General features: G+C 41.4%; 15 protein-coding genes and 1 riboswitch. Of the genes, 9 read left to right on the top strand and 6 right to left on the bottom strand.

Annotated features, from left to right (window positions below; genetic code table 11):
* Window positions 1-7: 7 nt before the first annotated feature.
* Window positions 8-718 (bottom strand): phosphoribosylaminoimidazolesuccinocarboxamide synthase, encoded by a 711-nt coding sequence (gene purC, locus RBQ60_RS03295; RefSeq protein ID WP_307885169.1) that lies wholly within the window; start codon window positions 716-718, stop codon window positions 8-10.
* A 253-nt stretch (window positions 719-971) separates the two neighbouring features.
* On the bottom strand, window positions 972-1,466 hold the full coding sequence (purE, locus tag RBQ60_RS03290) for a 5-(carboxyamino)imidazole ribonucleotide mutase (RefSeq protein WP_307885168.1): 495 nt from the start codon (window positions 1,464-1,466) through the stop codon (window positions 972-974).
* Window positions 1,467-1,540: 74 nt separating this feature from the next.
* A riboswitch (ZMP/ZTP riboswitch) is annotated at window positions 1,541-1,697 on the bottom strand.
* 168 nt (window positions 1,698-1,865) lie between these two features.
* On the opposite strand from purE, the gene RBQ60_RS03285 reads away from it, so the two are divergent.
* The 8 genes from RBQ60_RS03285 to RBQ60_RS03250 all read left to right on the top strand — a co-directional run bounded on the left by RBQ60_RS03285 (window position 1,866) and on the right by RBQ60_RS03250 (window position 10,742).
* Window positions 1,866-3,134: a dihydroorotase gene (locus RBQ60_RS03285; protein WP_307885167.1), complete on the top strand. Its 1,269-nt coding sequence runs from the start codon at window positions 1,866-1,868 to the stop codon at window positions 3,132-3,134.
* 97 nt (window positions 3,135-3,231) lie between these two features.
* The gene (gene carB, locus RBQ60_RS03280) at window positions 3,232-6,405 is read left to right on the top strand and encodes a carbamoyl-phosphate synthase large subunit (RefSeq protein WP_307885166.1); all 3,174 of its coding nucleotides are present in this window, start codon (window positions 3,232-3,234) and stop codon (window positions 6,403-6,405) included.
* Between the two features lie 12 nt (window positions 6,406-6,417).
* Entirely contained in the window at window positions 6,418-7,152 is a 735-nt protein-coding gene (locus RBQ60_RS03275) for a dihydroorotate dehydrogenase electron transfer subunit (protein WP_307885165.1), read from the top strand.
* Window positions 7,146-8,060, top strand: coding sequence for a dihydroorotate dehydrogenase (locus RBQ60_RS03270; RefSeq protein ID WP_307885164.1), 915 nt, complete (start codon window positions 7,146-7,148; stop codon window positions 8,058-8,060). Before RBQ60_RS03275 ends, RBQ60_RS03270 begins: the two co-directional genes overlap by 7 nt.
* Window positions 8,057-8,764 carry an orotidine-5'-phosphate decarboxylase gene (gene pyrF, locus RBQ60_RS03265; protein ID WP_307885163.1) on the top strand — a complete coding sequence of 236 codons (708 nt, stop codon included), beginning with the start codon at window positions 8,057-8,059 and terminating at the stop codon, window positions 8,762-8,764. Before RBQ60_RS03270 ends, pyrF begins: the two co-directional genes overlap by 4 nt.
* Entirely contained in the window at window positions 8,764-9,399 is a 636-nt protein-coding gene (gene pyrE, locus RBQ60_RS03260) for an orotate phosphoribosyltransferase (protein ID WP_307885162.1), read from the top strand. Before pyrF ends, pyrE begins: the two co-directional genes overlap by 1 nt.
* Entirely contained in the window at window positions 9,399-10,313 is a 915-nt protein-coding gene (gene pyrB / locus RBQ60_RS03255; protein ID WP_307885970.1) for an aspartate carbamoyltransferase, read from the top strand. The genes pyrE and pyrB overlap by 1 nt, the downstream gene beginning before the upstream one ends.
* Window positions 10,314-10,742, top strand: coding sequence for an aspartate carbamoyltransferase regulatory subunit (locus RBQ60_RS03250; RefSeq protein WP_307885161.1), 429 nt, complete (start codon window positions 10,314-10,316; stop codon window positions 10,740-10,742).
* A 49-nt stretch (window positions 10,743-10,791) separates the two neighbouring features.
* Here RBQ60_RS03250 and RBQ60_RS03245 read toward each other — a convergent pair whose 3' ends face one another.
* The 4 genes from RBQ60_RS03245 to RBQ60_RS03230 all read right to left on the bottom strand — a co-directional run bounded on the left by RBQ60_RS03245 (window position 10,792) and on the right by RBQ60_RS03230 (window position 13,175).
* Window positions 10,792-11,310 carry a YcxB family protein gene (locus RBQ60_RS03245; protein WP_307885160.1) on the bottom strand — a complete coding sequence of 173 codons (519 nt, stop codon included), beginning with the start codon at window positions 11,308-11,310 and terminating at the stop codon, window positions 10,792-10,794.
* Window positions 11,311-11,455: 145 nt separating this feature from the next.
* Window positions 11,456-11,653, bottom strand: coding sequence for a YcxB family protein (locus tag RBQ60_RS03240; protein WP_307885969.1), 198 nt, complete (start codon window positions 11,651-11,653; stop codon window positions 11,456-11,458).
* Window positions 11,650-11,991: a hypothetical protein gene (locus tag RBQ60_RS03235; protein ID WP_307885159.1), complete on the bottom strand. Its 342-nt coding sequence runs from the start codon at window positions 11,989-11,991 to the stop codon at window positions 11,650-11,652. Before RBQ60_RS03235 ends, RBQ60_RS03240 begins: the two co-directional genes overlap by 4 nt.
* An 83-nt stretch (window positions 11,992-12,074) precedes the next feature.
* Entirely contained in the window at window positions 12,075-13,175 is a 1,101-nt protein-coding gene (locus RBQ60_RS03230; RefSeq protein ID WP_307885158.1) for a stalk domain-containing protein, read from the bottom strand.
* A gap of 395 nt (window positions 13,176-13,570) precedes the next feature.
* Between RBQ60_RS03230 and RBQ60_RS03225 the strand changes: the two genes are divergently transcribed.
* Window positions 13,571-14,821 (top strand): hypothetical protein, encoded by a 1,251-nt coding sequence (locus RBQ60_RS03225; RefSeq protein WP_307885157.1) that lies wholly within the window; start codon window positions 13,571-13,573, stop codon window positions 14,819-14,821.
* The last annotated feature ends 172 nt before the right edge of the window (window positions 14,822-14,993 follow it).

Here is a 14,993-nt window from a genome sequence, read left to right as displayed (position 1 = left end):
AAATTAATTATTCACCCATCAAACGCTTCAATATTTCCTGATAAGCGTCCTCGACATTGCCCATATCACGGCGGAATCTGTCTTTGTCAAGCTTTTCGCCTGTTACAGAATCCCAAAAACGGCACGTATCAGGGGAAATTTCATCAGCCAATACGATCTGTCCATCTGCTGTTTTACCAAATTCTAATTTAAAATCAATTAATTCAATATTTGCTTCTTTTAAATAGCTACCTAAAATTTCGTTAATTTTTAAAGAATACTTTGCAATCAAATCAATTTCTTCTTTTGTTGCAAAATCCATTGCTAAAATGTGATATTCATTAATCATAGGGTCGCCCAAATCATCGTTTTTATAGCAAAATTCAAGCACAGTGCTTTTCATTTTTGTGCCTTCTTCTAATCCAAGGCGTTTCGCCAAAGAGCCTGCGGCAATGTTTCTAACAATAACTTCCAAAGGTACAATAGATACTCTTTTTACTACTGTTTCTCTATCGGAGAGTTCTTCCACAAAGTGAGTGGGAATTCCGCTCTTTTCCAAAAGCTTCATAAGGTGGTTTGTTACACGGTTATTGATGGCACCCTTACCCATGATTGTACCTTTTTTCAGACCATTGAACGCAGTTGCATCGTCTTTATAGGAAACAATACAGTAGTTCTCATCATTGGTTGCATACACCTTTTTTGCCTTGCCTTCATACATCTGAGCTGTTTTTTCCATGATACGAATTCCTCCTAAAAGAATACTCTTAATTTTTAATGTGCCTTTGGGTTTTCATATATTCATAAAAAGATAAACCATTGGGTAATCCCAACCCGTCCATTTTTTCAAAAAGGGCAAGACAAAACTTTATATCCATATAGACTCATCTATATCCTTTTCTATTCTGCCTTGCTTTCCCCTTAACAATATCTAACTTCTTGGTGAAAATAACGGGTTTTTAGATAAGCCCAAGGTATTATTTCTCTATTGCTTACTTGTTATATTTTTCCGCTAATAAACGGTCTTTTTCTAAAACACTTTTTGCATTCTCTACTCTAGCAGCGTCCAATTTTTCTGCCAAAGCTTCATCTGTTACTGCCAAAATCTGAATTGCCAACAATGCTGCATTTTCTGCGCCATCAATGGCTACTGTTGCCACAGGCAATCCCCCGGGCATTTGTACAGTTGAAAGGAGTGCATCCAAGCCATCTAATGTTGAGGATTTGATGGGGATACCGATTACAGGCAATGTGCTGTTTGCCGCCATGGCTCCTGCTAAATGCGCCGCTTTCCCTGCTGCTGCAATGATTGCACCAAAGCCATTCTTTCTGGCATTCATAGCAAAGGCTCTTGCTTCTTCGGGTGTTCTGTGAGCGGAATAAACGTGTACCTCAAAAGGAACACCAAACTTGTCCAAAGTTGTTAATGCTTTTTCCACAACGGGAAAATCACTGTCACTGCCCATAAGAATCGCGATTTTTTTCATGGATAACCTCCTGTTGGTTAAGTAATAAGATAAATTGAACACAAAAAAGGGCATTCCTATTCCTTAGTTAGAAACAGGACTGCCCAGACGGTCGACAAAAGCAGCATTTTCCCCTGATATTAACCCATAATCAGGATCAGCGTAAAAACGCCGATTATGTTCTAACTGCTTAAATTCAGACTTTTTACTCCCTTGTGGTCTCCCACTTATCCGTCAGTAATAAAAAGCCCCTTAAATTGACATACTCAGTCTAACACAAGGAATTTGATTCTGTCAATTCAGGCTTTCATAAAAAACCCGAAATTTTTTTATTGACACAATAAAAACCGTATGCTATACTACTGACAATTTGTAAAGAAATACTCACCACCCACTAGCGAATGAAAGGAGCTGAATCACTTGAACTACATTTTACCTAATGTTAACGTATTTGTTCAAGGCAGATTTGTCAAATCCAACGTATTTGTTATGGATGGTCTCATTTCTGAAATTTCTACAGCGAAACCGTCTTCCACTTCTCAGAGTATTCTCTTTGATTTGGAAGATTGCTTTGTATTTCCCGGTTTTATTGATGTTCACGTACATCTAAGAGAACCGGGATTTTTTTATAAAGAGACCATTGAAACAGGCACAAAAGCAGCAGCTCACGGGGGTTACACCACCGTTTGTGCTATGCCAAACCTTTCCCCCACACCAGACTCAAGGGAAAATCTTACACCCCAATTAGAAATTATCAAAAAAAATGCTTGCATAAATGTACATCCCTACGGTACAATCACTGTCGGCGAAAAAGGACTGGAACTTTCTAAGTATGATGAACTCATTGAAGATGTGTGCGCCTTTAGCGATGATGGCCGTGGTGTGCAAAGTGACGAAATGATGAAAGAGGCAATGAGAAGCATCAGTAAATACGGAAAAATTATTGCTGCCCACTGCGAAGATAACACTTTACTTCGTGGAGGCTATATCCACGATGGCGAGTATGCCGCTCTTCACAACCACAAAGGTATCTGCTCCGAAAGCGAATGGAAACAGGTGGAACGAGACTTGGCCCTTGTAAAAGAAACAGGCTGCAAATATCACGTTTGCCATATCTCTACAAAAGAAACGGTGGACCTCATAAGAAAGGCAAAAGCCGAGGGAATTAACGTCACCTGCGAAACAGGACCACATTACTTAGTGATGAACGATATGATGCTTGAGGAAGACGGTCGGTTCAAAATGAACCCCCCCATCCGAAGCGAGGCAGACAGACTTGCCTTAATCGAAGGCATAAAAGATGGCACCATAGATATGATTGCTACAGACCATGCCCCCCACTCCGCCGAAGAAAAATCAAAAGGCCTAGCTGGAAGTATGATGGGCATCGTTGGCTTAGAAACTGCCTTCCCAGTTTTATATACCGAATTGGTACAAACAAGAATCATCACCTTAGAAAAATTAGTTGAACTGCTTCATACCAACCCTAGAAAACGTTTCGGTATTGGAACTCCTCTGGAAGTTGGACAATCGGCAGATTTCACCGTATTTGATTTAAACAAAAGGTACAAAATAAACCCTGAGGACTTCCTCTCTATGGGAAAAAGCACACCCTTTGCAGGAAAAGTAGTCTACGGTCGCTGTGAACTAACCCTTTGTGGTGGAAAGATTGCTTACAAAAGAGGGTAACCACCTTATGTAGAAATAAATTCTACCTAAGGAATCCAAAGCAAAAGCTAAATTTGTTAACCCATTTATTTTTTATATATATTAAGGAGGATATTCAATGCCTAAAAGAACAGATCTCAAAAAAATCCTTATCATCGGCTCCGGCCCTATCGTAATCGGACAGGCTGCGGAGTTTGACTACGCTGGCACACAAGCTTGCCTTGCGTTGAAGGAAGAAGGCTATGAAGTAGTACTGGTAAACTCTAACCCCGCTACAATCATGACAGATACAACCATTGCGGATAAGGTTTATATGGAACCTTTGACATTAGAGTATATCGCAAAAATCCTCAGATACGAACGCCCCGATGCCATCGTTCCCGGTATCGGCGGACAGACAGGGTTAAACCTCGCTATGCAGTTAGAAAAAAAAGGTATCCTGAAAGAATGTCAAGTTGAACTCTTGGGTACAAGCTGCGAAAGTATTGAAAGAGCAGAGGATAGAGAGTTGTTCAAAGAACTGTGTCAGGAAATCGGCGAGCCCGTTATTCCCTCTATTATTACTTACTCCGTAGAAGAAGCAATCAAAGCAGCAAATGAAATCGGCTACCCCGTTGTTCTTCGTCCTGCCTTCACATTAGGCGGTACAGGCGGTGGTTTTGCAGGAAATGAAACAGAACTAAAAACAATTATGAAAAATGCCCTTAAGCTTTCCCCTACCCATCAGGTATTGGTAGAAAAAAGTGTAAAAGGCTACAAAGAAATCGAATTTGAAGTAATGAGAGATAAAACGGATAGAGCCATCACCATCTGCGGCATGGAAAACATCGACCCCGTTGGTGTGCATACAGGTGACTCCATTGTAGTCGCTCCCATCTTAACTTTGAGCGACGATGACTTTACAATGCTTAGAGACAGCGCACTGAAAATCATCCGTGCCTTAAAAATCGAAGGCGGCTGTAACGTACAGTTCGCTCTAGACCCTAACTCCTCCAAGTACTACTTAATCGAAGTAAACCCCCGTGTGTCCCGCTCCTCCGCATTGGCATCCAAAGCAAGTGGCTACCCCATCGCCAGAGTGACAGCAAAAATTGCTGTGGGTATGACTTTGGAAGAAATCAAAATCGCTCATGTAAATGCGAACTATGAACCTGCACTAGACTATATCGTAGCGAAATTCCCTAGATTCGCTTTCGATAAATTTGCCTCTGCAACAAATAAACTGAGCACACAGATGAAAGCAACAGGGGAAGTAATGAGCATCGGCCGCACCATCGAGGAATGTATCTTAAAATCAGTTCGCTCCTTAGAAATCGGTGTTTCCCACCTATATATGGCAAAGTTTGATCACGTGAGCAACGAGGAATTGCTTGCCTATATTTCTGAAAGCCCTGACGACAGAATTTACGCCATCGCTCAGTTAATCCGCAACGGCATATCTCTGGATGAAATCTTCAACGCAACCATGATTACAAAATACTTCTTAGAGGTCATGAAAAACATCGTAGATTACGAAAAGGTACTTGCTGAAAACGTAGGAAACGAAGAAATCCTCTCTGTTGCGAAAAAAATGGGCTTCTCCGATCACATGATTGCGAAGCTGTGGAATAAAAAAGAAGTGGAAGTTTTCAATCAGCGTAAGGCAATGAACCTGTTCCCTGTATACAAAATGATTGAAACCAGTGGTGTAGAAGGCTACATTCCTTACTTCTACTCTACCTACGAAGAAAAGAACGACTCCATCATCACCGATAAGAAGAAAATTATCGTTCTTGGCTCAGGGCCCATCAGAATTGGTCAAGGTGTAGAGTTTGACTACTCCACCGTTCACGCTGTAACAACCATCAAAGAATTCGGTTACGAATCCATCATTATCAACAACAACCCCGAAACCGTTTCTACCGATTATACTACCAGCGATAAGCTTTACTTTGAACCCCTTACCGTAGAAGATGTTATGAACATCGTAGAACTGGAAAAACCTCTGGGTGTTATCGCATCCCTTGGCGGTCAGACAGCAATCAACTTGGCACAGCCTTTGATGGAACGTGGTGTGGAAATCATCGGTACTGACGTAGATGCCATCGAAAGAGCAGAAAACAGAGATGCCTTTGAGCATATCATGAAAGATTTAGACATCCCACAGCCAGTAGGTCATGCAGTCACCAATATCGAAGACGGCGTAAAAGCAGCCAACGAAATCGGCTACCCCGTTTTGGTTCGCCCCAGCTACGTTTTAGGCGGCCGTGCAATGCAAATTGTTGCAAACGAAAACGCACTGCGTACCTACTTGAAAACAGCAGTAGAGATAAATGAAGATCAGCCCGTACTGGTAGATAAATATATCCAAGGCAAGGAATTGGAAGTAGACGCAGTTTGCGACGGCTTCGACGTATTCGTACCTGGTATCATGGAACACGTAGAACGCACAGGGGTTCACTCCGGCGACTCCATCAGCGTTTACCCTACCTTCAGCGTATCCCAGAAGGCAAAAGGCAAAATTCTGGAATACACAAAGAAACTGGGTCTGGGCATCGGCATCCGTGGCTTGTTCAACATCCAGTTCATTGTAGATAGCGAAGACAACGTTTATGTAATCGAAGTAAACCCTAGATCCTCCAGAACAGTGCCTTTCCTTTCCAAGGCAACAGGTTTCTCCTTGGCGGACATTGCAACACTGGTAATCTTGGGCAAAACATTAAAAGAACAGGGTATCTTCGGTATCTACCCCGACGAAAGCCCAAGATGGTATGTAAAGGTTCCTGCCTTCTCCTTCTCCAAGTTAAGAGGAATGGACACCTACCTTTCCCCAGAAATGAAATCCACAGGGGAAGCAATCGGTTACGACAACAAATTGAACAGAGCATTGTACAAAGCATTACAGGCATCGGGTATGACCATCCTGAACTACGGTACCGTTTTGGCAACCATTACGGATAAAGATAAAGAAGAAGCGTTGCCTCTCATCCGCCGCTTCTACGAACTGGGCTTTAACATCGAAGCAACAGCAGGTACAGCGGAGTTCTTGAAAGAACACGGTATCCGTACTCGTATCAAGAAAAAAGTAAGCGAAGGCAGTGAAGAAATCTTCGACTCCATCCGCTCCGGGTATGTAAGCTATGTCATCAATACAAGAGACGTAAACTCCGAAGAAGGCATGAGCGACGGTCAGGAAATCCGCCAGTGCGCTGTTGAAAACAACGTAACCATGTTCACCGCCTTGGATACGGTAAGAGTTCTCTTGGATGTTTTGGAAGAAACAACTCTTTGCATCTCCACAATCGACGCCTAAGGAGGTCTATCCTTGAAACAATCCTTATTTACAATCAGAAAAAATGAATCCCTTACAAGCACCGTGTTCCGCATGGTGCTTGAGGGGGAAACCTCTGCCGTCACAGGGGCAGGGCAATTTTTAAATATAAAATTAGACGGCTTGTTCTTGCGTCGTCCTCTCTCCATCTGCGATTACGACGAGAACACCATAACCATCCTATATAAGGTAGTAGGAAAAGGTACAGAAGTTATGAGTGAAATGGCACCCTCTGTAAGTCTTGATATTTTAACAGGCTTAGGAAACGGCTATGATACTACAAAAAGCGGTGACCGCCCCTTGCTCATCGGTGGGGGTGTTGGTGTACCACCTATGTATCGCTTAGCAAAAAATCTCATTAACGAAGGAAAAAAGCCAATTGTTATTCTAGGCTTTAATACGAAGGATGAGGCATTTTATGTAGAAGAATTTGAAAGCCTCGGGGTAGAAGTCATCGTGGCAACAGCAGATGGCACCCTCGGCACAAAAGGCTTTGTTACAGATATCGTAAAAAGCCTTTCAAACTATACTTATTTCTATACTTGTGGCCCCGAGCCCATGCTAAAAGCCCTTTCCGACTGCACTACAACCAGCGGACAGCTGAGTTTTGAGGAAAGAATGGGCTGTGGCTTTGGCGCTTGTATGGGCTGTTCCTGTGAAACTAAATATGGCAACAAACGTATCTGCAAAGATGGCCCCGTTTTGGAAAAGGAGGAAATCATATGGTAAATACAAAAGTTACATTAAGCGGTATTACCCTTGATAACCCCGTCATACCCGCCAGCGGTACCTTTGGCTACGGCTATGAATTTGCGGAGTATTACGACATAAATATGTTAGGTTCCTTTTCCTTTAAAGGTACAACAAGAGAACCCCGTTTCGGAAACCCTACCCCAAGAATTGCAGAATGCACAGGGGGGCTAATTAATTCCGTAGGCTTACAAAACCCTGGGATAGAAAAAGTAATCAGCGAAGAACTGCCGAAAATGAGAGAAGTTTTTCATAAACCCGTTATTGCAAACATTAGCGGTTTCTCCGTAGACGAATATGTTTATTGCTGTGAAAAAATCAATAAAGAAGACCAAGTAGGCATTATTGAGGTTAATGTAAGCTGTCCCAACGTACATCATGGCGGCATGAGCTTTGGTACAAGCCCAGAGGCGGCGGCTGAGGTAACCCGTGCCGTAAAAGCAGTAACCTCAAAGCCTGTTTATATCAAACTTAGCCCCAACGTAACAGACATCGCATCCATAGCTAAAGCATGTGAAGAAGCAGGTGCTGATGGCATCAGCTTGATTAACACCCTAATGGGAATGCGAATCGACCTGAAAACAGCCAAGCCTGCTATCGCAAATACCATGGGTGGATTTTCAGGCAGTGCCATCTTCCCTGTGGCAGTACGTATGGTGTATCAGGTTTATGAAGCGGTAAAAATCCCTGTCATCGGCATGGGCGGTGTATCCTCCGCTGAGGATGTGCTGGAAATGATGCTTGCTGGGGCGACTGCGGTACAGGTTGGTGCCGCAAACTTGGTGGAGCCCTTTGCTTGTAAAAACATCATTGAAGACTTACCTAGAGTAATGAAGAAATACGGAATCACAGACTTAAACGATATCATCGGAGGTGCCCATAAATGAGTAAAGACGTAATCATCGCTTGCGATTTTAATAGCAAAGCCGATTTAATGGCTTTTTTAGAAAACTTCAAAGAGGAAAGACCTTTCTTGAAAATCGGCATGGAACTTTTCTACGCAGAAGGCCCTGCCATCGTGAAGGAAATTAAGGCAAGAGGTCATAAAATCTTTTTGGATTTAAAGCTTCACGATATCCCCAATACAGTGAAAAAAGCAATCTCCGTTTTATCCGATTTGGATGTAGACTTATGTAACGTACATGCTTCTGGAACTATCGCTATGATGGAAGCGGCATTAGAAGGCTTTACAAAAAAAGATAGTAGCCGTGGCTTATTAATCGCCGTAACTCAGCTTACTTCCACTAGTGAAGAAAGAATGCAAAATGACCTTTTGATTAACCGTTCCCTAGAAGAAACAGTCATGCACTATGCGGCAAATACAAAAATTGCAGGCTTAGACGGCGTTGTTTGCTCTCCTTGGGAAGCAAAAAGAGTAAAAGATGTTTGCGGTGAAGAATTCCTTACCATCACTCCTGGTGTACGTTTTGCCGATGGTGACGCAGGGGATCAGGTACGTATTGCTACCCCCGAAAAGGCAAGAGAGTTAGGCTCCGATTATATTGTAGTGGGTCGCCCCATTACCCAAGCCACAGACCCCGTAGCCGCATACAGAAGATGTTTGACAGAATTTTTAGGAGGCGAAGCGTAATGAAAAATCTCATAGCAAAAGACTTACTTTCCATCGGTGCAGTATTTTTACGCCCCGAAGACCCCTTCACATGGGCAAGCGGCATCAAAAGCCCCGTTTACTGCGATAACCGCTTAACCCTTACCGCTCCAGAAGTAAGAACCCATATTGAAAACGCTTTGGCAGAAACCATTCAGAAAGAATATCCTGAATGTGAAGTTTTAATGGGCACCAGCACCGCAGGCATTGCCCATGCGGCAATTACTGCTCACATCTTAGGCTTACCTATGGGCTACGTTCGTTCCGGTGCAAAAGACCACGGCCGTAACAACCAAATCGAGGGCAGATTAGAAAAAGGCCAGAAGGTTGTTGTTGTGGAAGATTTGATTTCCACTGGCGGCAGTGTGATTGAAGTTGTAAGTGTACTCCGTGAGGCTGGTGCAGAGGTTCTTGGTGTAGTAAGCATCTTTACTTATGGAATGCAAAAAGGTCTGGATAGATTGGCTGAAGCAAATGTGAAGAACATCAGCCTTTCCGACTTTGATGCTGTGGCAGAAGTTGCCGCAAAAGAAGGCTATATCAAACAGGAAGATATTAAAAGATTGATTGCATTCCGTAATAACCCTAGCGACGAAAGCTGGAGGAGTGATGTGTGATGAGAAGCTTGATTGATATCGTCGATCTTTCCATCGAAGAAATTGACGGCTTAATTGATACAGCCAATGATATTATTGAAAATCCCATCAAATACAGAGAAAAATGCCGCTACAAGAAACTGGCTACCCTGTTTTTTGAACCATCCACCCGTACAAGGCTTAGCTTTGAGGCTGCTATGATGGAATTGGGCGGTAATGTTCTAGGCTTTTCCGCCGCAAACAACAGCTCTGCCTCCAAAGGGGAAAGTGTTTCAGATACCGTGCGTACCGTAAGCTGTTACGCAGATATTATTGCTATGCGTCATCCAAAAGAAGGTGCGCCTATGGTGGCATCTATGCATGCCTCTGTCCCCATTATTAATGCAGGAGACGGTGGGCATAATCACCCCACCCAAACCTTAACCGATCTTTTGACCATACAAAGGGAAAAAGGACATTTTGACCACTTAACCGTAGGACTTTGTGGGGACTTAAAATTCGGCAGAACGGTGCATTCCTTAATTCATGCTTTATCCCGTTATGAAAATATCCACTTTGTACTAATCTCTCCTGAAGAATTAAAACTACCGGGATATATCATAAAGGATATTTTGGATAAAAAAGGTATCAAATACACCGTTACAACCAGCTTAGAAGATGTTATCCCAACTTTGGATATTCTCTACATGACTCGTGTTCAAAGAGAGCGTTTCTTCAACGAGGCGGACTATGTTCGTTTGAAGGACAGCTATATTCTGAATCAGGAAAAGCTGGCAACGGCAAAGTCTGACCTTTGTATTATGCACCCCCTGCCCCGTGTCAACGAAATTTCCGTAGATGTGGATGATGATCCCAGAGCTTGTTATTTCAAGCAGGTTCTTTACGGAAAGTTTATTCGTATGGCACTGATTTTAAAGCTTTTGGAGGTGGAATAAATGCATATAGAATCTATCCGAAACGGAATCGTTCTTGACCATATTAACGCTGGCCAAGGAATGGAGATTTATCACCTTTTAAACTTGGAGGCCTTAGACTGCTCCATCGCCCTGATAAAAAACGCTTGCAGTAGGAAAATCGGTAAAAAAGATATCATCAAAATTGATGCATCCCTAGACCTTGATTTAGACGTTTTAGGTTATATCGACCCTGAAATTACAATTAACATTATCAAAGACGGGCAAAGGGTAAAAAAATTCCATCCCCAGCTCCCCGAGAGATTGACAAACGTAATCAAGTGCAAAAATCCTCGGTGCATCACCTCTGTGGAGCAAGAAATCAACCATGTTTTCAAACTGACAGACCGTGAAAATAGGGTGTATCGTTGTATATATTGTGAATCTAAAGCGAAAAGCGAAAACAAATAAACAACAAAAGGCTGTCATCAACAACGATGACAGCCTTTCTTTACGTTAATTAGATATATTTATACCGTTTTTCAAGCTTCTCAACAATAAATTTTTTAAATTCATCCAATTGGTCAATGTCCCTTTTAGGGATTAATACTACCTGATATGGCGAAAGATAGAACATATAATAGTATTTGCTTTCCCGAACAGAATAAAATTGGTCATAGTTTATTTCTAACCTAGAATTTAATGCCTCACCAAGCATTTCCACTTTATCATCATAAAATTTCAGCAGCCTGACTGAACCAAATAATCCAATTGTATCCGTATCAATCCGACGTTTATAAATACTTTCCAAATACAAACAAAACCCCAAAACTATGAAAATGGTAAAAAATAACCAAGAGTTTAAGATTGTCCACAAATGAAGATCATCAGATTTCCAATTGCTATATACACTACACAAAAAGGCGAGCAACACAGTCAAAAAAAGAAGTCCTTTATTTCTAAAATATGTGATATACATATATTGCTTATAATCTCCTTTATCAAAAATACTAACTATAAAAAATTTTTCATCTTCCATTTTGCTCCACCTTTCTATTTAATTTTTTTCCAAATCACATTCTTGTGATTAAATTTGATTCTAATAAACCATAATTTGATTCTAATAAACCATTTAATATATCCACTATTACGTCGTATCTCGGATGCCAGCCTTAATTATGTAATTAAATATGCTTAAATTTCTTTTGGAACTTCTCCTTAATAAACTTTCTAAATTCATCTACTTGAGGGACATCTTTCTTACGAATTAAAGATGCCTGATTTGCAGTTAAATAGAAAATAAAATAATCTTTACTCTCTAACACCGAAAAAAACTGATTATAGCTTAATTCTCCTTTGGATTTTAAGGCCTCATTGCTCATCTCCACTTTCTCATCTCCACTTTCTCATCGTAAAACTTCAAAAGACTGACAGAGCCAAACGTCCCCGTCTTATCCGTAGTAATCCGCCGTTTATTTTTCCTCTCTACTTTAAAACAAACGGTTGCAATCGCCAGAATAAAAAGAAATATCCAAGCAATAAGAGTTGTCCCCCAATGGATTCCTTCAGAGTTCCAGCTGATTATGATAGCCCCCACAAGGGCAATCAGCCCAATCAAAGGAATTACTATTTTATTCCTGAAAAAAGTGGCCGTATATAAAAATCGCCTGTAATCTTCTTTCTCCATAATGCTTTCAATGCTAAATCTTACTTCTTCCATCTTTCTTCCCAACTTTCTAATTTATCTTGTCTTGTAGTATATCAAACTCGGTAGATTCAACAACTGTAAAACCACTTCAACCCTCACAAATTAAAAGTCTGGGTCGTGACAAAATAATGACCTTGTGGGTTTTTATAAGCCGTTTCCACATTTGCCTTAACTTTCAAATCCTTCATATCAAAATATCTTCGGATGCGAACTTCCTTCACCTCATAGTCTCCTTTAAACCCATCTTTTTTTACCGCCATATCTTTCAGTTCTTCATCAGTAAACTCAAGTACCTCTACCTTTGACAAATCAAAATCTTCGTTCCATTCTCCCACAGGTTCTATGTATTTCACATATCCACTAAATACCTTTACACGGTACCCGTAAAAAGCAATGTATCCCTTGACTTGTAGACGGATTTCAAGGGTATTGAATGGGAGAGTTGCATTTCCCCCACCTTCTTTATTAGAAATATCCACTGTAGTTGTACCTACAGGTGGATTTTCTTCAATGATATAGTCCCTTATTTGAAAGTTTGAATCAAAATTCTCCTGAATATACTTTTCCAAAGAACCGTAGTCCTTTGAGCCATGAATATAGGTTATATTATTTGTTGCAATAATCCCTTCGCCTGAAGTCCTTCCAAGGTACATCTTAAGAATTTCATCCATATTTTGGGGTACTTTGGGCAACTGACTTTCATCAGATGCATTCTTTTGTAAAGTCACAGCCTTTGACTTATCATCCCATTGACAAGAGTAATCTAACAATATTGCCATATCTCTAACGGCAAAATAAGCAAATCCATCGATAAGGTAACCCGACAACTCCTTGCTTTCCCCATCTATCCTCACCCTTTGTTCTATTGGCAGAGGGTTTATTTCTTCTCTCCTAATACCTTCCCTCAGTAAAGGAGGGCCCACCTTTTCATTCATAGAAATTTGTATTTCCTTTTCTTTCTCATTCCACTCCACCTTAAAACCCATGAGACTTGCTACATCCCGAAGGCGGATATAATTTTGCCCCTGTATTGTGTAACAAAAATTGCTTATTTCATTTTCCCCCTCATGATTAACTAAAAACACTTTGTTTCCCGTGGGAACAGCCCTTAGCCCGCCCTCTGCACCGAACGCAACGGAGGAAGTCATAATTCCAATTATCACCATAATCATCCACTGAAAAAAGCTTTGTCTCATACGCTCCCTCTTTTCTATGTTCCATCATTTGAATAATCTCTTTCTATGTTACCAAACAAACCCAGCGAAAGAAATGACTTTTTTCTTAAAATATGGTCGTTCCAAAAATACAATATTCTTTCTTATATTCTTTTTCCATCTCCTCTTGCATAAACTGATAAAAAATTTAAGGGAGCGTTACTATGCAAAACCCCAATGTAAAATATCTAAAAATGCCTAATGGCTATTTTTGTCTCTTTTATCACGAAAATAATACCCTGCTCCTGCGCACACATACAAACGCAGGCTGGTCTAGCCCCCAAACTTTAGCAGAACGGACTACCCCCACCTTCTCAATTTGTCATTTTAAAGATGTATGCCATGTTCTTTATTCTACTATGGAGGGAAATTTATTTATGGCTTCCTCCAGAGATTTCACAAACTGGGACCATAGGCCTATGATGGGTGGCGCACCAAGTTCGGGGAAAACCAAGTTTTTTATGATTCCAAATGAGGAGACCTTCCATGTTATCTATCATTTGCCAACAGAGTCCACTGGCGTAGACTCTTTGGTTTACACCGCTTTTCGCAATGGCCAATGGGAAAAACCATATCAAATTGATCGCTTTATGCCCTTCGGTAAAACCATTTTTCTCGCACGGCGCATAAGCAAAGAACATATTATTCTTTATTACAGAACATCTAGAAATATTTGGAGCGCACGAGAAATGCTCCTTTCTCCATATACCATGGGTAGCCTTACCCCTATGATTCAGTCTCCATCAAACTATGTTGACATCTCTATCGTAAATGATTCGGAACGTATCCACATTTTTTATATTGTGAGGGGCATGTTTAGAATGCAAGTGGTTTACCAGTATAAACAAACCACAGCAATTAGCACCCCCCGTGTACTGTGGGAAGACCTAAACTGCGATAATTGCTTGGCTTTTTTAGAAAAAGGAAAATTGGTTTTGATGTGGACGGTAAACGGGCAACCTTTACGCTGTATTTCTGACAACAACGGTGCAACCTTTGGAGCCGTAGAACGTTACACAGGCAACTTCCCTGCACAATGTACAAAAGGGGAGTTTTTAGGTGGGGATTCCCCTGAATTAAATGCCACGGAAACCTACGGAGATATGTCAAGAAACTACTCCCCTTTCCTTATTTTAAGCCAAACTTCAGCAAAGCCCCAGGCCCACTCCCCCCACTTCCAAAAAGGGGAGCAGGCTCAGTCCGTTGGCTTTGAATCAGAGCCTCAGTCCATACCTTTACAACAAGGGGCACAACCCCAAGGGATTCATTTTAGTCAAGAAACATACCAACAAAACAAACCGTCCCCACCACTTTATGATGTGCAGCAACAGCAAATGGAGGAATTATCAGCCCTCCTTGCCCAACGAAGCGAGGAAATAACCTCTGTGAATGCAAGGTGGAAAGCACAGGTCTCCCGTATGGAGTCCGAACTTGCATCCTTACGGAAAGAAAATGAGCAACTGCGACAAGCACAAAACACCCATATGGCTCAGATGCAACATATGGAACAACAACTGCAAAGACAAGAAAATAATAAAATTCAAGTTGCAGAAAATACCTCTCATCAGACCCAAGAGAATCAACCTACGGAAGTAGACACTTCAACGGAAACCCAAGAATCATCATGACTATCACGCCAAGCGTATGGTTAGCAATCTACCTCTAAATGGGCTTATAACATCAAACCTTACCTTTGTTGGCAGCATTGGTAAAAGCAGCATTTCGTTCTCGTCGCTATAAGCGGTGGCTTTTATTTAGCTAAAGCAAATAGAAACGGCATGACAGTATACAGAGTCCTGT

This window comes from Anaerotignum sp. MB30-C6 (assembly GCF_030908465.1).
In the GTDB taxonomy this organism is placed as follows: domain Bacteria; phylum Bacillota; class Clostridia; order Lachnospirales; family Anaerotignaceae; genus Chakrabartyella.
Note: the sequence above shows the minus strand (reverse complement) of the source record. Positions and strands in the feature narration are given on the sequence as shown.